Here is an 18912-nt window from a genome sequence, read left to right on the forward strand (position 1 = left end):
CTTGTCAGGACATAACGCGTGCGATTATTTGCTCAATTAAGCTGGTACTTCCGCCGGGAGTGGCGTCGCTACCTCGGGGCGGTGGCCCTGCTTATCATCATCGCTATCCTTCAGCTTATTCCGCCGAAAGTGGTCGGGATCATTGTGGATGGCGTGACGACTCAACGCTTCACCACCGAGCTGCTGCTGATGTGGGTGGGAACAATTGCCCTGATTGCAGTGGTGGTTTATTTGCTGCGCTATGTCTGGCGCGTGCTGCTGTTTGGCGCATCCTACCAACTGGCGGTTGAGCTGCGGGAAGATTATTACCGTCAGTTGAGTCGCCAGCATCCAGAATTTTATCTGCGTCACCGCACGGGCGATCTGATGGCGCGTGCGACCAACGATGTCGATCGGGTCGTATTTGCCGCCGGAGAAGGCGTGCTGACGCTGGTAGATTCGCTGGTAATGGGATGTGCGGTGCTGATCGTGATGTCAACGCAGATAAGCTGGCAGTTGACGTTAATTGCGCTGCTGCCGATGCCGGTGATGGCGTTGATGATCAAACGTTACGGCGATCGACTGCATAACCGCTTTAAGCTGGCGCAGGCGGCGTTTTCCAGTCTCAACGACCGTACTCAGGAAAGCCTGACCAGTATTCGCATGATCAAGGCCTTCGGTCTGGAGGATCGGCAATCGGCATTATTTGCCGCCGATGCCGAAGATACCGGTAAGAAAAACCTGCGCGTGGCGCGCATTGACGCCCGTTTTGATCCCACGATTTATATCGCCATTGGCATGGCTAACCTACTGGCGATTGCTGGGGGAAGCTGGATGGTGGTGCACGGCTCGCTGACGCTCGGCCAGCTCACCAGCTTTATGATGTATCTCGGTTTGATGATTTGGCCAATGCTGGCACTGGCATGGATGTTTAACATCGTCGAACGTGGCAGTGCGGCGTACAGCCGTATTCGCGCCATGCTGTCTGAAGCGCCGGTGGTGGATGATGGCACTGAACCGGTACCGGAAGGGCGTGGGGAGCTGGCGGTGGCGATTCGCGAATTTTGCTACCCGCAAACGACACACCCGGCGCTGGAAAATGTGAACTTCCAGCTTAAACCTGGGCAGATGTTGGGCATTTGTGGGCCTACCGGCGCGGGGAAAAGTACGGTGCTGTCGCTGATTCAGCGTCATTTTGATATCACCCACGGCGATGTGCGCTTTCATGATATCCCCTTAACGCGATTACAACTGGATAGCTGGCGCAGCCGGCTGGCCGTTGTCAGCCAGACGCCATTCCTGTTTTCGGATACCGTTGGCAATAACATCGCGTTAGGACGCCCTCAGGCCACGCAGGAAGAGATCGAGTATGTGGCACGCCTTGCCAGCGTTCATGAGGATATTTTACGTCTTCCGCAGGGCTACGACACCGAAGTGGGCGAACGTGGGGTGATGCTGTCTGGTGGGCAAAAACAGCGTATTTCTATCGCTCGAGCGCTACTCCTGAACGCTGAAATCTTGATTCTGGATGATGCGCTGTCGGCGGTAGATGGTCGTACCGAGCATCAGATCCTGCATAACCTGCGCCAGTGGGGCGAAGGCAGAACCGTCATTATTAGCGCCCACCGTTTATCGGCCCTGACGGAAGCCAGCGAAATTATCGTGATGCAGCATGGGCATATTGCCCAGCGCGGCGAGCATGATGCGTTAGTGCAGCAGCCTGGCTGGTATCGCGATATGTACCGCTATCAGCAACTGGAAGCGGCGCTGACTGATGCACCAGAGATAAACGAGGAGGCGGCTAATGCGTAGTTTTGGGCAATTATGGCCGACCCTGAAAAGATTGCTGGCGTATGGCTCTCCATGGCGAAAACAGCTGGCTATTGCGGTAGTCATGCTGTGGGTGGCCGCTGCGGCGGAAGTCAGCGGTCCGCTGCTGATTAGCTATTTTATCGATAACATGGTGGCGAAGAATAATCTGCCGCTGGCGATGGTCGCCGGGCTGGTTGCGGCATATATCGGTCTGCAACTGCTGGCGGCTGGCCTGCATTACGCGCAGTCATTGCTGTTTAACCAGGCGGCAGTTGGCGTAGTACAACAGTTGCGCACCGACGTAATGGACGCTGCGCTGCGCCAGCCGCTCAGCGCCTTTGATACTCAACCCGTCGGACAGCTAATCTCCCGCGTGACCAATGACACCGAAGTTATTCGCGACCTGTACGTGACGGTGGTAGCAACGGTCCTGCGCAGCGCGGCATTAATTGGCGCCATGCTGGTAGCGATGTTCAGCCTTGAGTGGCGTATGGCGTTAGTGGCGATGGCCATTTTCCCGGCCGTGCTGGTGGTGATGGTGATTTATCAACGCTACAGCACCCCGATTGTGCGCCGGGTTCGCGCTTATCTGGCGGATATTAACGATGGCTTTAACGAAGTCATCAACGGCATGAGTGTTATCCAGCAGTTCCGCCAGCAGGCGCGATTTGGCGAGAGAATGGGCGAAGCAAGCCGCTCGCACTATATGGCGCGTATGCAGACCCTGCGACTGGATGGTTTTTTGTTGCGCCCGCTGCTTAGCCTTTTCTCGGCACTGATCCTCTGCGGATTGCTGATGCTGTTCAGTTTTACCTCTGGCAGCTCGATCGAGGTTGGCGTGCTGTACGCGTTTATCAGCTACCTCGGCCGTTTGAACGAACCGCTGATCGAGTTGACCACTCAGCAATCAATGCTGCAGCAGGCGGTTGTCGCCGGTGAGCGAGTGTTCGAACTGATGGATGGGCCACGTCAGCGCTATGGTGAAGATGAGCGACCGCTAAAGAGCGGGGACATTGAGGTGGATAACGTTTCATTTGCCTATCGCGACGACAATCTGGTGCTGCAAAATATCAGTTTGTCCGTGCCTTCGCGCAGCTTTGTGGCTTTGGTCGGACACACCGGCAGTGGTAAAAGCACGCTCGCCAGCCTGCTGATGGGTTACTACCCGCTGACGCAGGGGGAAATCTGCCTTGATGGACGGCCGCTATCTTCACTGAGCCACGGTGCGTTACGTCAGGGCATCGCCATGGTGCAGCAGGATCCGGTGGTGATGGCAGATACCTTCCTGGCGAACGTTACGCTGGGCCGCGATATCTCAGAAGAGCGGGTATGGCAGGCGCTGGAGACCGTGCAACTGGCAGAACTGGCGCGAGGTCTGAGCGAGGGGATTCATACCCGGCTGGGCGAGCAGGGCAATAATCTCTCCGTTGGTCAAAAACAGCTGCTGGCGTTGGCGCGGGTGTTGGTTGAAACGCCACAGGTGTTGATCCTCGACGAAGCCACGGCCAGTATTGACTCCGGTACTGAACAGGCCATTCAGCAAGCTCTGGCGGCGGTACGTGAACACACCACGCTGGTGGTGATTGCGCATCGGTTATCGACGATTGTCGATGCGGACACCATTCTGGTGCTGCATCGCGGTCAGGCGGTGGAGCGTGGTACGCACCAGCAATTACTGGCGGCGCAAGGCCGTTACTGGCAGATGTATCAGCTACAGTTGGCGGGTGAAGAGTTAGCCGCCAGCACGCAAGACGATTCTGTTATCGCCTGATGGCGCGGCGCTTATCCGGTCTGGGGCCAGCACGGTCTCGTAGGCCGGGTAAGGCGTTTACGCTGCCATCCGGCAATCAACAATCTGGTGCAAAAATGTAACGCACTATGCACCGTTATAGTGCGTTTTTTCTTTTCCTCTCCCGGAAGTACCCTGAGAACCTGAATCATCCCGCCTTTTTCATTTCTGGCACATCCCTTGCAATATTCCTCTCGTGTATCTGCAGCCACTACTGAATTCTGACTGGAGGGGATCTATGAAGCTGGTTACCGTGGTAATCAAACCGTTCAAACTGGAAGACGTCCGTGAAGCATTGTCGTCTATTGGTATTCAGGGGCTGACCGTCACCGAAGTGAAGGGGTTTGGCCGACAGAAAGGTCATGCTGAGCTGTACCGTGGGGCTGAATATAGCGTCAATTTTCTGCCGAAGGTGAAGATTGATGTGGCGATTGCCGACGACCAACTGGATGGCGTGATTGATGTCATCAGTAAGGCGGCATACACCGGAAAAATTGGCGACGGCAAAATCTTCGTCGCCGAGCTGCAACGTGTGATTCGTATTCGTACCGGCGAAGCCGACGAAGCCGCACTGTAACGTCTGGCACACAGTGATAGGAAACCAAAAAATGAAGATAGCAACGATGAAAACAGGTATTGCTTCACTGGCGCTGCTGCCGGGACTGGCGATGGCGGCACCGGCGGTTGCGGATAAAGCGGATAACGCTTTTATGATGATCTGTACCGCGCTGGTGCTGTTTATGACCATCCCTGGCATTGCGCTGTTCTACGGCGGTTTGATTCGCGGTAAGAACGTGCTGTCGATGCTGACTCAGGTTACGGTGACATTTGCTCTGGTTTGTATTTTATGGGTGGTTTATGGCTACTCACTGGCCTTTGGCGAAGGTAATAATTTCTTCGGCAACTTCAACTGGGTATTGCTGAAGAATATTGCGCTGACGGCGGTAACGGGGAGCTTCTACCAGTACATTCACGTTGCTTTTCAGGGCTCGTTCGCCTGCATCACCGTTGGGCTAATCGTCGGTGCGCTGGCTGAACGTATTCGCTTCTCCGCGGTGCTGATTTTTGTGGTGGTATGGTTAACGCTGTCGTACATCCCCATTGCTCATATGGTCTGGGGCGGCGGCTTGCTGGCTTCCCACGGCGCGCTGGATTTTGCCGGCGGAACGGTTGTGCACATCAACGCGGCGATTGCCGGTCTGGTAGGCGCGTATCTGATTGGCAAACGTGTCGGTTTTGGCAAAGAAGCTTTTAAACCGCATAACCTTCCGATGGTCTTCACCGGTACCGCTATTCTCTACATTGGTTGGTTTGGCTTCAACGCTGGTTCAGCGGGTACGGCAAATGAAATCGCCGCACTGGCCTTCGTCAATACCGTGGTCGCCACCGCTGCAGCCATCCTCGGATGGATCTTCGGTGAATGGGCGCTGCGTGGTAAACCGTCTCTGCTGGGCGCCTGCTCTGGTGCCATTGCGGGTCTGGTGGGCGTAACACCTGCATGTGGCTATATCGGTGTCGGCGGCGCGCTGATTATCGGTGTCGTTGCGGGTCTGGCAGGCCTGTGGGGCGTGACCATGCTGAAGCGTTTTCTGCGTGTGGACGATCCGTGTGACGTGTTTGGCGTTCACGGCGTGTGCGGCATTGTCGGCTGTATCCTGACCGGAGTTTTCGCTGCCAGCTCTTTGGGAGGCGTGGGCTTTGCCGAAGGCGTGACCATGGGGCATCAGCTGCTGGTGCAACTGGAAAGCGTGGCGATCACCATCGTCTGGTCTGGCGTGGTGGCTTTCATTGGCTATAAGCTGGCGGATATGACGGTTGGTTTGCGCGTACCGGAAGAGCAGGAGCGCGAAGGTCTGGATGTAAACAGTCACGGCGAGAACGCTTACAACGCCTGATTCTCAATTTGCCGGATGGCAACGCTTTTGCGCCACCATCCGGCAATTCTCAATTGCGATTACGCATTACCCCTTCCTGTACGGTAGAAGCGACCAGCACGCCATCCTGGGTATAAAACTCTCCGCGTACAAAGCCCCGGGCACCGGATGCCGAAGTACTCTCGACGTTATACAGCAGCCATTCATTGATATTAAACGGACGGTGGAACCACATGGAATGGTCAATGGTGGCGATCTGAATCCCTTTTTCCAGGAAGCCAATCCCATACGGTTGCAGCGCAACAGGCAGGAAGTTCAGGTCTGAGGCATAACCCAGCAGATACTGATGGACGCGCAGATCGTCCTGCAGCACGCCGTTAGCTCGGATCCATACCTGGCGCGTCGGAGGTGCGACGTGACCTTTTAGGGGGTTATGAAACTCGACAGGGCGTACTTCCAACGGACGATCGTTGATAAATTTTTCTTTCAACAGCGGCGGCAGCAAATGCGCCACTGAGCGGGCAATTTCCGTTTCTGATTTCAGCTCATCGGGACCCGGCGCATCCGGCATGGTTTTCTGATGTTCAAATCCGTCTTCCGGTGCCTGAAAAGAGGCGGTCATGTAAAAAATGGGTTTACCATTCTGGATCGCGGCAACGCGGCGCGCGCTGAAGCTGTTACCATCACGCAGGACTTCCACATCATAGATGATGGGCTTTTGGCTATCGCCGGGGCGTAAAAAGTAGCTGTGAAAAGAGTGTACCAGACGCTCTTCCGGTACGGTTTCTTTTGCGGCATATAGCGCCTGACCGACAACCTGTCCCCCAAAAACCTGACGTAACCCTAAGTCTTCACTTTGGCCCCGAAAGAGTCCTTCTTCAATTTTTTCCAGATTTAACAATGTCAGCAAATTTTTCAGTGCCAGACTCATACGTGCTCTCCAGGTGATATCGATGTCGCAGCGAGGTAGGCAGAGTATAACGCAATTTTAAAAGTGGTCCGATGGGTGCAATTGTCTGAATTACTGGCCTATTACAGGCAAAAATAGCTGTCTTGTGCCACACTTAGTCACGTTATGTTTTTGTTAACCACTCTTCTGGCGAGGAAAGTTCTCGCTGGTGCATAGATGATAAGGAGAATTTAATGAAACTCGTGCACATGGTAAGTGGTTTAGCGGTTGCAGTCGCTCTGGCGGCCTGTGCCGATAAAAGCGCTGATATTCAGACACCTGCGCCAAGCCCTAATACGTCAATTTCTGACACACAGTCTAAAATTCAGCAGCCAAATGTCTCCGGTACAGTATGGATCCGTCAGAAAGTGGCCTTGCCACCCGATGCGGTGCTAACCGTTACGCTGTCAGATGCTTCACTGGCCGATGCGCCGTCAAAAGTGCTGTCGCAAAAAGCGGTTCGTACTGAAGGTAAACAAGCGCCATTCAGCTTTGTATTACCGTTCAACCCGGCAGATATTCAACCTAACGCCCGTATTCTGCTGAGTGCGGCTATTACGGTAAATGATAAACTGGTCTTTATTACTGATACCGTTCAGACGGTCATCAATCAGGGTGGGACTAAAGCCGACCTGACGTTGGTCCCTGTACAGCAAACAGCAGTACCGGTTCAGGCGAGCGGTGGGGCTACTACCACGGTTCCGTCTACTTCACCAACCCAGGTGAATCCGTCATCTGCGGTTCCGGCTCCCACGCAGTACTAAAGTCGTTGTAACCCTCTCCGCCTGGAGAGGGTTAGTACACCCAGCGATAGCGCTGTAAATCGATCTGTCCGCTTCCTGAAACCACTATTCCTTCTGCCAGCAACGCCTGACGTTGTCGTTGCAGGTCGGGGCCCGTCAGCGAAATGGCTCCGTGGCGATTGACCACCCGATGCCAGGGCAGGGCGCTGCCTTCGGGGAGACGCTTAAGCACGCCGCCTACCTGACGCGCAGCGCGCGGCGATCCCGCAAGCCGGGCAACATCGCCATACGTGGTGACGAAACCTTCGGGGATTGAAGCGACAATTTGCCAGACGCGTTGGGGGAAAGAGTCCTGTATATCCATCATTTATTCCTGCGCTAATCCTCCAGCATAATGCCGAATGGCGAAGGAGTGAAGCCGCATTGCACAAGAAAACAGCATCCGATGCTGGATGGGTTGCAATTACAGGGTGCAGCAGTGATAATGCGCCTGCGCGTTGGTTAACAACGCTCTCAATGGGGGCTCTGTTGGTTCTCCCGCAACACTACTCTGTTTACCAGGTCAGGTCCGGAAGGAAGCAGCCAAGGCAGATGACGTGTGTGCCGGGATGTAGCTGGCAGGGCCCCCACCCAATTCTGCCGTCCGGCAATTTCTCTTCTGTTTATCTTCTTTTCTTTGTCATCGGATCGTCATTTTATTGTCATCAAATACTGTCACTGTGTTTTGGGGATGTTATTTGAGCTTTTGCCGCCGCCATTGCGCTGTAATGACATGGTCTTACATCCGGTGTGTTGTGGCTGACCACAAGGATTTTCTACGATGTCGACCGCTGTATTGAATGTCAAAGTTGATGAGGCGCTAAAAGAAAAGCTTCGCCATTATGCTGAAGTGCATAATGAAAATTTGAGTATCGCCACGGAAAAACTGCTACTGATCGCGTTTTCCGTCATTGAAGAGGTGGGAGTCTCCGCTGAGGATATCGATAGCCAGCATACGGAAGAATCCGTAGTTGACGCACTGACTCCTAAAGAAATCAAAGCATTGCGAAGATTACTGAAGAAGAAAAAATGAAACAACAATCGCTCTCAACCGCTTGTAATTACGGCGAAGCCTGTGAAATGCTGCGCTCCGGTTATGTGAAACACGTTCGTCTGAGCTGGAATGTCGGCAGCGATGAATTCTTCCGTATTGCCTCCGACTGGTGTGATGCCGGGGCAAAAATTAAGAAAGACGGTGAGAATTTCGTGATTTCCCTGAAGGGTTTTCCGGTTCCTCCTCAGCGGTAGTATTGCCAGGACCTCCTCGTCCATCACGGCATTCAAGAGCGAGTCCTTTAACTCGTCGTTTAGATTATTTTACGCATTTTCCCGCCGCTGGCCTGCAAACGCAGGCTATCCCAAATGGGTTGCAACACTCTGAAGGCGGCACACGCTGTGTCATCCGGCAACGTGAAGGGCATACGCAAAAATCGGTCGAATGCGCCATCAAGGCCGAACCGCGTACCGGTTCCCAACTGAATGCCTGCGCTTTCGGCGCGCGTGGCAAAGAGCGTCGCCAGCGTATCAGGCAGTTCAACCCAGAAAGAGAGTCCTCCTTGTGGCTGGGTAAATTGCCATTCCGGAAAATGTGAGTTCATCAGGCGCGAGCACAGGTCTCGCTGTGATGTGAGCCGGCGTCTTCTGTCAGGAAGAAAGTCCTCGGCGTTATCCAGCAGCCAACTGGTGGCGAGTTGTTCAAGCACCGGGGAGCCCAAATCGAAGGTGTCGCGGGTTTGGACCAGCGCGGCAATGGTACGCGCCGACGCCCGAATCCAGCCCAGACGTAATCCGCCCCAAAAGCTTTTCCCTGCTGAACCGAGCAGGATGATTGGGGCATCGCGATTGAATGCGGCAAGCGGCGGTGGCGGTGGGGCGTCATACCACAGGTTCACCATGGTCTCATCGACCACCAACGTCGTGTGGGTTCTTTCAGCAATATCCGCCACGACCTGGCGAGTAGCGGTGTCCATACAGCGCCCGGTCGGGTTGTGAAAATCCGGCATCAGATAGGCCATTCTCGGTGCAGTTTGCGCGATGGTGGCGACCAGACCCGCCGTATCCCAACCGTGCTCGGGCAGCGACACGCCGACGGGGCGACATGACGCCCCTTGTATTGCTGCAATGGCCAGCGGATAAGTGGGATGATCTACCACTACGCGATCGCCGGGGCCGGTGAGTAAACGCAGGATCAACGCCAGACCGCTGACCGCGCCGTTCACGACCATTATTTCGTCGGGCTGCGTCGGGAGTCCGCGTTCGCAATAATGCCGGGCGATGGATTCACGCAAAACCGACAGTCCCTGCGGTAGATACCCGGAGCTCAGCAGATGCTGCGGCATTGCGAACAGTGCCTGCTGGTAAGCCTGATGAATTTCAGGACCGGCACTCAGCGCTGCCGTGGACAAATCAAGCGCTGTGCCAGTGCTGGTCCGCGTTGGCACATGGCGAATGTGTTCCGGCAGGATCACCCGTGAACCGCTACCATGTCGGCTTTCCAGATATCCCTCCTCACGCAGTTGCGCCATGGCGCTGGCGACGGTGGTTCGGCTGACTTGCAGAACGGCAGCGAGTTCGCGTTCACCGGGCAAGCGGCTATCCAGCGCCAGTCGCCCATCGAGGATCAGCAAACGTAACGCTTCTGCCAACTGTCGCCAGATGGGCGTTCGCGAGGGACTTTCCTGCCAGTGTCCGAGCAGGCGTTGCAAAGACTGGCTTCCGTAACGGCGAGATGACATAGCAGTCCACTTTTTGAAAACTGGACATTAATCATAGTGCCAATTGCGGTGAAGATGAAAGTTATCTGAGAGTAAGAGGGGAAGAACATGCTGCGTCGTTTACTTCAGCTGTTTATCGGGCTGACGCTGTACGGTGTGTCGACGGCGATGTTTGTCCGTGCCGATTTAGGGGCCGATCCGTGGAACGTGTTTCACCTGGGGGTGGCAAATTTACTGTCGATGAATATCGGCGTGGTGATTATTGCCGTGGGTGTGTTGGTGCTTCTGGCGTGGATACCGCTACGCCAGCGCCCAGGGTTTGGCACGTTAAGCAACGTGATTATGATTGGGCTGGCGGCAGATGTCGCGCTGCTGGTGATTCCGGGATTTGAATCCCTGCTGGCGCGCAGCGGGCTGCTGGTGTCAGCGGTGATACTGAATGCGTTAGCAACCGCTCTGTACATTGGTGCCGGTTTTGGCGCGGGCCCGCGTGACGGTCTGATGACTGGAATTCACGCGCGTACCGGCTGGCCAGTACGACGAATTCGAACCGCAATCGAAGTGTCCGTGTTGCTTATTGGTTGGCTGTTGGGGGGAACCGTTGGGTTTGGAACGGTGCTGTATGCACTGGCTATTGGGCCGCTGATTCAAATTTGCCTGCCATGGTTTTGCCATCAGCCGCAGGCGCGTATTCGTATCAGGAATGCGCCTGGGGCACGATCGCCTGCTGGCGACTAAACTTAACCTCGACTGACGCGGCCGGAATCGGCTTGCCGCGCAGTACACTTCGGAGGTTTTTCTCATGAAGTATGTTGATGGCTTTGTGGTTGCCGTACCCGCTGAAAACAAGGAGGCGTACATTGCGATGGCGGCAAAAGCAGCTCCGCTTTTCAAGGAGTTCGGTGCATTGCGCGTGGTGGAGTGCTGGGCAGATGATGTCCCCGACGGCAAACTGACCGATTTTCGCATGGCTGTGAAAGCGCAGGATCATGAAGAAGTGGTATTCAGCTGGATTGAATACCCTTCCAAAGAGGTCCGCGATGCGGCGAATCAGAAGATGATGTCCGATCCCCGTATGAAGGAATTCGGTGAATCTATGCCATTTGATGGCAAGCGAATGATCTACGGTGGATTTGCGCCCATTATGGAAGAGTGATGTGACTGGCTGTGCGGCGTGCCGCCAGCCATCTCACCATCAACAGCCATGCTAAAGCCGTTTTTCTGCCCACAGAATAAATTCTGCTTTCGGCAGCGCTTTACTGTAAAGCCAGCCCTGACCGTACTGCACGCCGTGCTGGCGTAGCCAGGCTTCCTGATTCTCGGTTTCAATACCTTCTGCCACCATCTCCAGCTTCAGCGTTTTCGCGATCTCGATGATATGCGGCGTGACGTTGTTGTACTCCAGCGCATCGACGAACGATTTGTCGATCTTCAGGATATCCACATCCAGATCCTGCAAATAGCTAAGACTTGAATAGCCGGTACCAAAGTCATCAATATAGATCGAATGGCCTGCCTGTCGGTATTTAGCAATAAACGGCGCGCTGTTTTTTGGGTCGGCAAATTCGCGTTCGGTCAGTTCCAGTGCGATTTGTGCAGGCTTAAGTTGCCAATGGTTCACCTTCTGGCTTAACAGAGCAGGAAGTGTTTCGGAGGTCAGATCGGCTGACTCAAGGTTAATGGATATATGCTGGTGGGGATATTGACGCAGCCATTTTCCTAAATCGTCAAATACGCTTTCAATAATCAAACGGGTGAGCGGCTCTGAAAGCCCGGTCTCTTGCGCCAGTGCGACGAAAATCTCAGGCGACAGATAGCTCCCGTCGGCCTGTGGCCAGCGAGCCAGCGCCTCTGCCCCGACCACTTTCCCCGTTTTGAGCGAGATAATCGGTTGGTAGTAGACCTTAATATCCCGATGCTGGATAGCGTCCTGCAACTGGTGATGAGGGGACTGTAAACGGCGCAAAATACGCAGAATAAAGGCTGCGGTGAGTAAGCCGAGAAGGATCCCTGCCGGCAGCCAGATGAGCGCTTGTCGGTGCCAGCTTTTTTGCAAAGGTACAGTGGATGCCCAGGTTACAACCGTAATGCCCAGTTCGGGGAAGGGGCGGGCGTTATAAATACTGCCGTCTTTCTGCAGATGGGTAATCGAATGCTCTAGTTGCACATGTTGTAAAACATCCGGTGGCAGATCGGTGCTACTGGCTACCACCGTGTTACGCGCGGTACCAAGGATAGCGACTTCAATCGGCCATGAGCCAAACGGGATGACATCAATAAAAGAACCGGGATCGATCATCACGACGTAATGCTTGCTACCTAATGCCGCCATAAAACGCTTGATGCCCAAATCGTTTTGCATGGTCAACCATGCGTGGTAGCCATCGGGCGTGATTTTCATTGCTGGAGGAAACGCGGCTGCCCGGCTTCTTTTTTCCAGGGATGAGCATTGTGGAACGTTATCTTTGAGGTACAGCACTTCCTGAATATAGCGATAGCTATATGACAAACGACGCATTTCAAGCAGATGCTCTTCACTACAAGGTTCACCCTGAAAAGCTTCAATATGGCGCAACGCTTTTTTGGCCTGTTCACCTACGCGTTCCGTACGTAATGCGACTCGGGTTGAGAACATATCGAGTTCATCGATAAATTTCGTTTCGACCTGACGATGCGCCAGCCACAGGCTTAAACCTACGGGCGCGAGGATGGAAAGAAACAGCACCCCAGTCACCAGGCTTATCAGATGTCGTGTTATCACAGTGATATCCTTATTAACACAGCGTAGGGAAAGTATATCCGAAAGCCGAAAAAGCTATTCGATTGGCATCATATATTTACGGCCACTTATCATCCCGTTTAACTCTTAATCGCGTAAACCAGGTTGTGATTTATACAAGAGTGGTGTATTTTGATTGTTATGTTATAACGTAGCAAATTGAGGTTGCCATGAAGCCGGATATTCATCCTTTTTACCGTACTGTGGTGTTTCACGATACCAGTGCCAATGAATTTTTTAAGGTCGGCTCGACCATTAAAACGGAACGTGAGATTGAGTTTGAGGGGAAAATGTATCCGTACGTGACCCTGGATATCTCTTCCAAATCGCATCCGTACTATACCGGGAAACAAAAAACCTTTGATAACGAAGGCAGTGCAGCACGTTTCCAGAAACGTTTTGGTCATTTTATTGGCACTAAGCGAGGTTAAGATGCAGGTACTCAATTCACTTCGTAGTGCAAAACAGCGTCATCCTGACTGCCAGATAGTGAAACGCAAAGGGCGTTTGTACGTCATCTGCAAAACGAATCCGCGCTTTAAAGCTGTTCAGGGGCGTAAAAAAAGACGTTAGTTTCTTTACCAACATTTCAGGGATTAAAGTGCGTTTCCTTCATCGGGACGCACTTTTTTTATCTGCGTTGAGATGTCGTTACTGACTGGTCTGGGGGCGGGTTAGCGTAAAGACATCGTAAAACGAGAGTTCACCCTTACGCGATATCATCTTTTGCAGCTGCGCTTTATGTTCGCTATCGACGGAAGGTGAGTGCAGGATGGTATCGATGAGTGAAGGGGGGACAAAGCGCGTGTTATACCATTCCCCGTTATAGCAAACTCTGAAATCCAGTACGTCGATATCTTCAAAGCGGTATCGCGGCGCAACGTCGAAAAAGAAAAACGCGTTGAGTATGACGAACAGAACCACCAGCAGCCATACTGAATCGACTAACGTTTCTGACTGCAGCATCACCGCCAGCGTGGCAAACCACGCAACATACATGCCGATGAACAAGCCGGGATGTTTGCGAATAAAGCTGATGCTAAAGCGCGGTTTGTTGTCGCGCTTTTCGCGAATATTTAAGTCGTCGATGGTTTCGGTAAGCAGGCGCTGTATTTCTGTCATCTCTTGCCTTTGTGGTGTCTGCGATATTCAGATGCGATCGCCCTATTTTAAAAGGGGATACCTTGTGAAGAAAGTAACAGATTAACCACAGTTTAGCATAACAGTTACATTTAAGATCACAGCGTTTTGATAATCCTGGCGGGATTGCCCCCAACCACGCAGTTTGCCGGAACGCTTTTCGTGACCACCGCGCCTGAGGCCACAACCACGTTATCACCCAACGTTACGCCAGGGTTTATCACTGCGCGTCCACCTATCCAGACGTTGTGGCCAATAGTCACGGGTTTGCCGAGCTCCATGCCACTGTTTCGCTCGGTGGCATCCAGCGGGTGGGTGGCGGTATAAATATGGACTCCTGGGGCTAACATGCAGTTGTCGCCAATATGGATCGGGCAGACGTCGAGCATAACGCAGTCGAAGTTGGCGTAAAATTCTTTACCGAGATAGATGTTATAGCCGTAATCACAATGAAAAGAGGGTTCAATATAAGCCCCTTCGCTCTGGCCCAACAGCTCATGCAGGATAGCTTGTCGCGCATTTTTTTCATCGGGAGCGGTGAGGTTGTAGCGATGGGTCAACTGACGAGCGCGTAGTCGGTCGTGGCGCAATGTTTCATCCGCCGGGCGATAAAGTTCACCGGCGATCATTTTTTGCTTTTCATTACTCATTACGAATTTCCTGTGTACTGGAGGTCATTTCAACACAGTAAAACGCAATGCAAACAAGGGGAACGTTCCCACTTCTTCGCTGTGATCGTAGTCACGTGATTTGATTTAAATAACCATTGTAAATACGAAAATGGTCAGCCAGACAAATGTACCGCTATACCTGACTTAACCCGTGAGCAATTAGCGAATGAATTTCCAAACAGAAGTTGGAATCTTGTCGTAGAGCTTATTCATAGTCAATTCAGCAAGGCGGTGATCTGCTGCTGAGTAAAATACAGCCAGTTCGTTGTCGGACAATTCATATTTATTTTTTTCAATAACGCGCTCAAGTGTGTCAATTGTCTGACAACGTCGCAGGCGCATCAAATAATCAGTTTTAGTTAATGGTTTATCGGACATAAATCTTACCTATGATTGTAATAATTTTTAACAAGACAAACTAACAGGATTAGCCCTGGTGGCATTGACAAAACAGCGAAACAGTCGATTACCTGACTTCCGCCATTTCTGCAGATCCTGCGTATTAATACCATAACTGCTGAACAACATAAAAGTGTCATCCAGGTATTCATCTATCTGCGCGACCAGCTTATTGTCCTCATTGTACTTAATTTTATAATTAAGTGCGAAGGTTGCAATATGCTCTATCAGTTCATTGAGCTGCAAGCTGGTGGCAGAGGTAGGGTCATTAACCCAGCCATGGTTACTTTGTTCAAGGTTTGCAAGACAGTCATGATACAGAGTTTCGCAGAGAAATTTAAGCTGCGCGATATCATGTCTTTTGGGTGAGTATTCATCCATAACGCATCCCCTTCTTCGTGGCTTAAACTAACCGAACACCTTCGGGATGGATACAACAGACTACCTGGAACTTGCCCGCGACTCCTGATGATTTAACTATAATCTAGTCTAAAAAAGATTTCATCGTCATATCACGAAAAATTACAATTATGCAAACTTATGATGTCAGGTCATTTTTACATTTTAACAGATAAATGCGGTTATTCGGAATCGGACAATTTCTTTATTCTTCGGGCAATCATCGAGTTATCTTGATTAGGTTTAGCAACGAAAGGTAACAATCGACAATGTGAACCGCTTACCAGGAATAATCTTAATATTTATTAAAGTAAATAAGAACTCTCAATGTTTTTTTAAGAATAGCCTTTAAGGCTACAGGGATTATATCGCTTATTTACCCTGGAGAAAATAAACGAAATAGCAATAAGTGATTTTTATGATTTTTCCAGAAAAAAGGCCGCTTGCGCGGCCTTATCTTTAGAGATCTATCAATGATGGTCTACTGAGTGGCTATGCTCAAGATCTTCACTTTTGCGGCTAAAGCGGCGGCGTACCACCACAAAGAACACCGGAACAAAGAAGATAGCCAACACGGTTGCCGTCACCATCCCGCCCATTACGCCAGTACCAACGGCGTTCTGCGCGCCGGAGCCTGCGCCGGAGCTGATAACCAGCGGCATTACGCCCAGAATAAAGGCCAGCGATGTCATCAGGATCGGACGTAAACGCATGCGGACCGCATCCAGCGTCGCCTCTATCAGACCTTTACCCTCTTTATCCATCAAGTCTTTGGCGAATTCGACGATAAGTATCGCGTTCTTCGCCGACAACCCAATGGTTGTGAGCAGGCCTACCTGGAAGTAAACGTCGTTGGTCAGGCCGCGGAACGTTGCCGCCAGCAATGCACCGATAACACCTAACGGTACCACCAGCATGACGGAGAACGGAATTGACCAGCTCTCGTACAATGCCGCCAGACACAGGAATACGACAATCAGTGAAATGGCATACAGAGCAGGGGCCTGGTTGCCGGACAGTCGTTCCTGGTAGGACATACCGGTCCAGTCATAGCCGATACCGGATGGCAGTTTGCTGGCCAGTTCCTCCATCATTGCCATAGCTTCACCGGTACTTTTACCCGGTGCGGCCTGGCCTAAGATTTCCATGGAAGGCAGACCGTTATAGCGTTCCAGACGCGGTGAACCATATTCCCAACGTGAGGTAGAGAAGGCGGAGAACGGTACCATCTGTCCATCGCTGCCGCGGACATACCAGTTTCCAATATCTTCCGGCAACATACGGTATTTCGCTTCAGACATGATGTAAACTTTCTTCACACGACCACGGTCGATGAAGTCATTTACGTAGCTTCCGCCCCATGCTGCACCCAGCGTTGTATTAATATCACTAATGGATACACCCAGAGCCTGCGCTTTTTCCTGATCGATATCGATCTTGAACTGCGGCGTATCTTCCAGACCGTTAGGACGTACGCCGACTAACAGATCAGGATGTTTCGCAACTTCACCAAACAGCTGGTTACGCGCCTGAGTCAGCTTCTCATGACCTAAACCTGCCTGGTCAATCAGCTGGAAGTCGAAACCGGTCGCGGTCCCTAACTCCACAATCGCTGGCAGGTTAAAAGCGAAGACCATCGCGTCTTTAATCTGCGAGAATGCGCCCATCGCACGTTGAGTAATTGCCTCAACCTTGTTCTCTTCGCCTGGACGTTCACTCCAGTCTTTCAGAGAGACGAACGCGATACCGGTGTTCTGACCACGTCCTGCAAAACCGAAGCCGTTAACGGCAAACACCGATTCAACGTTCGCTTTTTCTTTGGTCAGATAGTAATCCGTCATTTCGTCCAGCACCTTCTGGGTACGCTCTTGCGTTGCACCCGCTGGCAGCTGAGCCATTGACAGGAATACCCCCTGGTCTTCATCTGGCAGGAACGAGCTTGGCAGACGAACGAACAGATAGGCCATACCCACGACGATGATCAGATACAGCGCCAGATAACGACCGGTGCTGCGCAGAATTCCGCCCACGCTGTCGGTGTAATGGTGCGTGCTCTTATCGAACATGCGGTTAAACCAGCCGAAGAAACCTTTTTTGCCTTCTCCGTGATCGCCTTTAGCAACCGGTTTGAGCATGGTCGCACACAGGGCAGGGGTCAGAATCAATGCCACCAGGACTGATAACGCCATCGCCGAAACAATGGTGATGGAGAACTGACGGTAAATTGCACCGGTAGATCCCCCGAAGAAGGCCATCGGAATAAATACCGCTGACAGCACCATGGCGATACCAACCAGTGCGCCCTGAATCTGGCCCATCGATTTACGCGTTGCTTCCTTCGGTGGTAGCCCTTCCTCAGCCATTACACGTTCAACGTTCTCGACCACAACGATGGCGTCATCCACCAACAGGCCGATGGCGAGCACCATCCCGAACATCGTCAGCGTGTTTATCGAGAAGCCGAAAATCGCAAGGACGGCAAACGTACCCAATAGCACCACCGGCACGGCGATAGTCGGAATCAGCGTCGCGCGGAAGTTCTGCAGGAACAGATACATTACCAGGAACACGAGGATGATGGCTTCCGCCAGCGTTTTCACTACTTCGTGAATAGAGATTTTCACGAACGGCGTGGTGTCATACGGGTAAACGATCTTCAGACCTGACGGGAAGAACGGTTCCATCTTCTTCAGTTCATCGCGGATAGCGTTTGCGGTGTCCAGGGCGTTAGCGCCTGTCGCCAGCTTGATACCCAGACCGGATGCCGGTTTACCGTTGAACTTCGCAATGATGTCGTAGTTCTCGCCACCCAGTTCGACTTTCGCTACGTCACGCAGGCGCACCTGGGAACCGTCCTGATTCACTTTCAGCAGAATTTTGCTGAACTCATCGGCGGAGGTCAGACGGGTTTGCGCGATGATCGAAGCGTTAAGTTGCTGGCCTTTCACCGGCGGCGTACCGCCTAACTGACCGGCTGCAACCTGGGCGTTCTGCGCTTTGATGGCGCTGATCACATCAACCGGCGTCAGCTGGAAGTTATTCAGTTTGTTCGGATCCATCCAGATGCGCATCGCGTACTGGGAACCGAACAGCTGAACATCACCCACACCTGAAGTACGGCTGATGGCGTCCTTCATGTTGGCGCCCACGTAGTCGGAAATATCCTCCTGCGTCATGGTGCCGTTGGTGTTGATTACGCCGACAACCATCAGGAAGCTACTGGATGATTTCTCAACGCTCACACCCTGTTGTTGTACTTCCTGCGGTAGAAGCGGCATTGCCAGCTGCAGTTTGTTCTGCACCTGTACCTGCGCGATATCCGCATCAGTACCAGACTGAAAGGTAAGCGTGATCTGCACGGTACCCGTGGAGTCACTGTTTGAGGACATGTACATCAGGTTATCGATACCGTTCATATTCTGTTCGATAACCTGCGTAACAGTATCCTGTACTGTTTTGGCATCAGCGCCAGGGTAGGTCGCGGAGATCGTCACTGCTGGCGGTGCAATAGTCGGATATTGCGCTACCGGCAATTTGAGGATCGCGAGCCCCCCTGCCAACATGATGATAATGGCGATCACCCACGCAAATATTGGGCGATCGATAAAGAAATTAGGCATGTCTT

Annotated in this window: 19 protein-coding genes, 1 other RNA gene and 1 pseudogene; 12 read left to right on the forward strand and 9 right to left on the reverse strand. The window is 52.4% G+C overall.

All coding sequences use genetic code 11. The features are described 5' to 3' along the window. Nucleotides 1-18: 18 nt before the first annotated feature. The 4 genes from OGV52_RS03625 to amtB all read left to right on the forward strand — a co-directional run bounded on the left by OGV52_RS03625 (nucleotide 19) and on the right by amtB (nucleotide 5475). Nucleotides 19-1791, forward strand: coding sequence for a SmdA family multidrug ABC transporter permease/ATP-binding protein (locus OGV52_RS03625; RefSeq protein WP_287108099.1), 1773 nt, complete (start codon nucleotides 19-21; stop codon nucleotides 1789-1791). After that, nucleotides 1784-3562, forward strand: coding sequence for a SmdB family multidrug efflux ABC transporter permease/ATP-binding protein (locus tag OGV52_RS03630; protein WP_287108100.1), 1779 nt, complete (start codon nucleotides 1784-1786; stop codon nucleotides 3560-3562). Before OGV52_RS03625 ends, OGV52_RS03630 begins: the two co-directional genes overlap by 8 nt. A 256-nt stretch (nucleotides 3563-3818) precedes the next feature. Then, the gene (glnK, locus tag OGV52_RS03635) at nucleotides 3819-4157 is read left to right on the forward strand and encodes a P-II family nitrogen regulator (RefSeq protein WP_003021657.1); all 339 of its coding nucleotides are present in this window, start codon (nucleotides 3819-3821) and stop codon (nucleotides 4155-4157) included. Nucleotides 4158-4188: 31 nt separating this feature from the next. Continuing rightward, on the forward strand, nucleotides 4189-5475 hold the full coding sequence (gene amtB, locus OGV52_RS03640; protein WP_008783954.1) for an ammonium transporter AmtB: 1287 nt from the start codon (nucleotides 4189-4191) through the stop codon (nucleotides 5473-5475). A gap of 49 nt (nucleotides 5476-5524) precedes the next feature. On the opposite strand, the gene tesB is transcribed toward amtB, so the two are convergent. Further along, complete coding sequence (gene tesB / locus OGV52_RS03645; protein WP_016152062.1) at nucleotides 5525-6385, reverse strand: acyl-CoA thioesterase II; 861 nt, start codon at nucleotides 6383-6385, stop codon at nucleotides 5525-5527. Nucleotides 6386-6597: 212 nt separating this feature from the next. Between tesB and OGV52_RS03650 the strand changes: the two genes are divergently transcribed. Beyond that, nucleotides 6598-7167, forward strand: coding sequence for a YbaY family lipoprotein (locus OGV52_RS03650; protein ID WP_016152063.1), 570 nt, complete (start codon nucleotides 6598-6600; stop codon nucleotides 7165-7167). A 31-nt stretch (nucleotides 7168-7198) separates the two neighbouring features. Here OGV52_RS03650 and OGV52_RS03655 read toward each other — a convergent pair. Beyond that, nucleotides 7199-7588 (reverse strand): annotated as a pseudogene (locus OGV52_RS03655) (MGMT family protein). Between the two features lie 84 nt (nucleotides 7589-7672). Between OGV52_RS03655 and ffs the strand changes: the two are divergent. The 3 genes from ffs to OGV52_RS03670 all read left to right on the forward strand — a co-directional run bounded on the left by ffs (nucleotide 7673) and on the right by OGV52_RS03670 (nucleotide 8433). Next, nucleotides 7673-7769, forward strand: an RNA gene (gene ffs / locus OGV52_RS03660) — signal recognition particle sRNA small type. Nucleotides 7770-7966: 197 nt separating this feature from the next. Beyond that, the gene (locus OGV52_RS03665) at nucleotides 7967-8218 is read left to right on the forward strand and encodes a hypothetical protein (protein ID WP_259685574.1); all 252 of its coding nucleotides are present in this window, start codon (nucleotides 7967-7969) and stop codon (nucleotides 8216-8218) included. After that, on the forward strand, nucleotides 8215-8433 hold the full coding sequence (locus OGV52_RS03670) for a hypothetical protein (RefSeq protein ID WP_016152066.1): 219 nt from the start codon (nucleotides 8215-8217) through the stop codon (nucleotides 8431-8433). Before OGV52_RS03665 ends, OGV52_RS03670 begins: the two co-directional genes overlap by 4 nt. 59 nt (nucleotides 8434-8492) lie before the next feature. Here the strand turns inward: OGV52_RS03670 and yczR are convergent, their stop codons facing one another. Further along, nucleotides 8493-9920 carry a MocR-like transcription factor YczR gene (gene yczR / locus OGV52_RS03675; RefSeq protein ID WP_047501908.1) on the reverse strand — a complete coding sequence of 476 codons (1428 nt, stop codon included), beginning with the start codon at nucleotides 9918-9920 and terminating at the stop codon, nucleotides 8493-8495. Between the two features lie 87 nt (nucleotides 9921-10007). On the opposite strand from yczR, the gene yczE reads away from it, so the two are divergent. Next, entirely contained in the window at nucleotides 10008-10637 is a 630-nt protein-coding gene (yczE, locus tag OGV52_RS03680; protein ID WP_016155872.1) for a membrane protein YczE, read from the forward strand. A 64-nt stretch (nucleotides 10638-10701) separates the two neighbouring features. Next, nucleotides 10702-11055 carry a DUF1428 domain-containing protein gene (locus tag OGV52_RS03685; RefSeq protein ID WP_003831033.1) on the forward strand — a complete coding sequence of 118 codons (354 nt, stop codon included), beginning with the start codon at nucleotides 10702-10704 and terminating at the stop codon, nucleotides 11053-11055. A gap of 51 nt (nucleotides 11056-11106) precedes the next feature. Here the strand turns inward: OGV52_RS03685 and pdeB are convergent, their stop codons facing one another. After that, nucleotides 11107-12660 carry a cyclic di-3',5'-guanosine monophosphate phosphodiesterase PdeB gene (pdeB, locus tag OGV52_RS03690; RefSeq protein ID WP_047501906.1) on the reverse strand — a complete coding sequence of 518 codons (1554 nt, stop codon included), beginning with the start codon at nucleotides 12658-12660 and terminating at the stop codon, nucleotides 11107-11109. 188 nt (nucleotides 12661-12848) lie between these two features. On the opposite strand from pdeB, the gene OGV52_RS03695 reads away from it, so the two are divergent. Both OGV52_RS03695 and ykgO read left to right on the forward strand, forming a co-directional pair. Further along, a complete protein-coding gene (locus tag OGV52_RS03695) occupies nucleotides 12849-13109 on the forward strand; it encodes a type B 50S ribosomal protein L31 (protein ID WP_016152070.1) in 261 nt (86 codons plus the stop codon). Nucleotide 13110: 1 nt separating this feature from the next. Then, nucleotides 13111-13251, forward strand: a complete 141-nt coding sequence (gene ykgO, locus OGV52_RS03700) for a type B 50S ribosomal protein L36 (RefSeq protein WP_005125190.1) — start codon at nucleotides 13111-13113, stop codon at nucleotides 13249-13251. Between the two features lie 78 nt (nucleotides 13252-13329). Here the strand turns inward: ykgO and OGV52_RS03705 are convergent, their stop codons facing one another. The 5 genes from OGV52_RS03705 to acrB all read right to left on the reverse strand — a co-directional run bounded on the left by OGV52_RS03705 (nucleotide 13330) and on the right by acrB (nucleotide 18907). Continuing rightward, a complete protein-coding gene (locus tag OGV52_RS03705) occupies nucleotides 13330-13800 on the reverse strand; it encodes a YlaC family protein (protein WP_016152071.1) in 471 nt (156 codons plus the stop codon). Between the two features lie 116 nt (nucleotides 13801-13916). Further along, nucleotides 13917-14468 (reverse strand): maltose O-acetyltransferase, encoded by a 552-nt coding sequence (maa, locus tag OGV52_RS03710; protein ID WP_287108102.1) that lies wholly within the window; start codon nucleotides 14466-14468, stop codon nucleotides 13917-13919. A 180-nt stretch (nucleotides 14469-14648) separates the two neighbouring features. Next, nucleotides 14649-14867 (reverse strand): hemolysin expression-modulating protein Hha, encoded by a 219-nt coding sequence (hha, locus tag OGV52_RS03715; RefSeq protein ID WP_002892050.1) that lies wholly within the window; start codon nucleotides 14865-14867, stop codon nucleotides 14649-14651. A 27-nt stretch (nucleotides 14868-14894) separates the two neighbouring features. After that, complete coding sequence (gene tomB / locus OGV52_RS03720) at nucleotides 14895-15269, reverse strand: Hha toxicity modulator TomB (protein ID WP_019076175.1); 375 nt, start codon at nucleotides 15267-15269, stop codon at nucleotides 14895-14897. 488 nt (nucleotides 15270-15757) lie between these two features. Beyond that, on the reverse strand, nucleotides 15758-18907 hold the full coding sequence (acrB, locus tag OGV52_RS03725) for an efflux RND transporter permease AcrB (protein WP_016152073.1): 3150 nt from the start codon (nucleotides 18905-18907) through the stop codon (nucleotides 15758-15760). Between the last annotated feature and the right edge of the window lie 5 nt (nucleotides 18908-18912).

Origin of the sequence: Citrobacter sp. Cb041, assembly GCF_030336655.1 — a bacterium.
In the GTDB taxonomy this organism is placed as follows: Bacteria; Pseudomonadota; Gammaproteobacteria; order Enterobacterales; family Enterobacteriaceae; genus Citrobacter; species Citrobacter braakii.

Coding starts and splice junctions, on each gene's coding strand:
- OGV52_RS03630 (WP_287108100.1), top strand. CDS start 1,784: ATGCGTAGTTTTGGGCAATTATGGCCGACCCTGAAAAGATTGCTGGCG.
- glnK (WP_003021657.1), top strand. CDS start 3,819: ATGAAGCTGGTTACCGTGGTAATCAAACCGTTCAAACTGGAAGACGTC.
- amtB (WP_008783954.1), top strand. CDS start 4,189: ATGAAGATAGCAACGATGAAAACAGGTATTGCTTCACTGGCGCTGCTG.
- tesB (WP_016152062.1), bottom strand. CDS start 6,385: ATGAGTCTGGCACTGAAAAATTTGCTGACATTGTTAAATCTGGAAAAA.
- OGV52_RS03650 (WP_016152063.1), top strand. CDS start 6,598: ATGAAACTCGTGCACATGGTAAGTGGTTTAGCGGTTGCAGTCGCTCTG.
- OGV52_RS03665 (WP_259685574.1), top strand. CDS start 7,967: ATGTCGACCGCTGTATTGAATGTCAAAGTTGATGAGGCGCTAAAAGAA.
- OGV52_RS03670 (WP_016152066.1), top strand. CDS start 8,215: ATGAAACAACAATCGCTCTCAACCGCTTGTAATTACGGCGAAGCCTGT.
- yczR (WP_047501908.1), bottom strand. CDS start 9,920: ATGTCATCTCGCCGTTACGGAAGCCAGTCTTTGCAACGCCTGCTCGGA.
- yczE (WP_016155872.1), top strand. CDS start 10,008: ATGCTGCGTCGTTTACTTCAGCTGTTTATCGGGCTGACGCTGTACGGT.
- OGV52_RS03685 (WP_003831033.1), top strand. CDS start 10,702: ATGAAGTATGTTGATGGCTTTGTGGTTGCCGTACCCGCTGAAAACAAG.
- OGV52_RS03695 (WP_016152070.1), top strand. CDS start 12,849: ATGAAGCCGGATATTCATCCTTTTTACCGTACTGTGGTGTTTCACGAT.
- ykgO (WP_005125190.1), top strand. CDS start 13,111: ATGCAGGTACTCAATTCACTTCGTAGTGCAAAACAGCGTCATCCTGAC.
- OGV52_RS03705 (WP_016152071.1), bottom strand. CDS start 13,800: ATGACAGAAATACAGCGCCTGCTTACCGAAACCATCGACGACTTAAAT.
- maa (WP_287108102.1), bottom strand. CDS start 14,468: ATGAGTAATGAAAAGCAAAAAATGATCGCCGGTGAACTTTATCGCCCG.
- hha (WP_002892050.1), bottom strand. CDS start 14,867: ATGTCCGATAAACCATTAACTAAAACTGATTATTTGATGCGCCTGCGA.
- tomB (WP_019076175.1), bottom strand. CDS start 15,269: ATGGATGAATACTCACCCAAAAGACATGATATCGCGCAGCTTAAATTT.
- acrB (WP_016152073.1), bottom strand. CDS start 18,907: ATGCCTAATTTCTTTATCGATCGCCCAATATTTGCGTGGGTGATCGCC.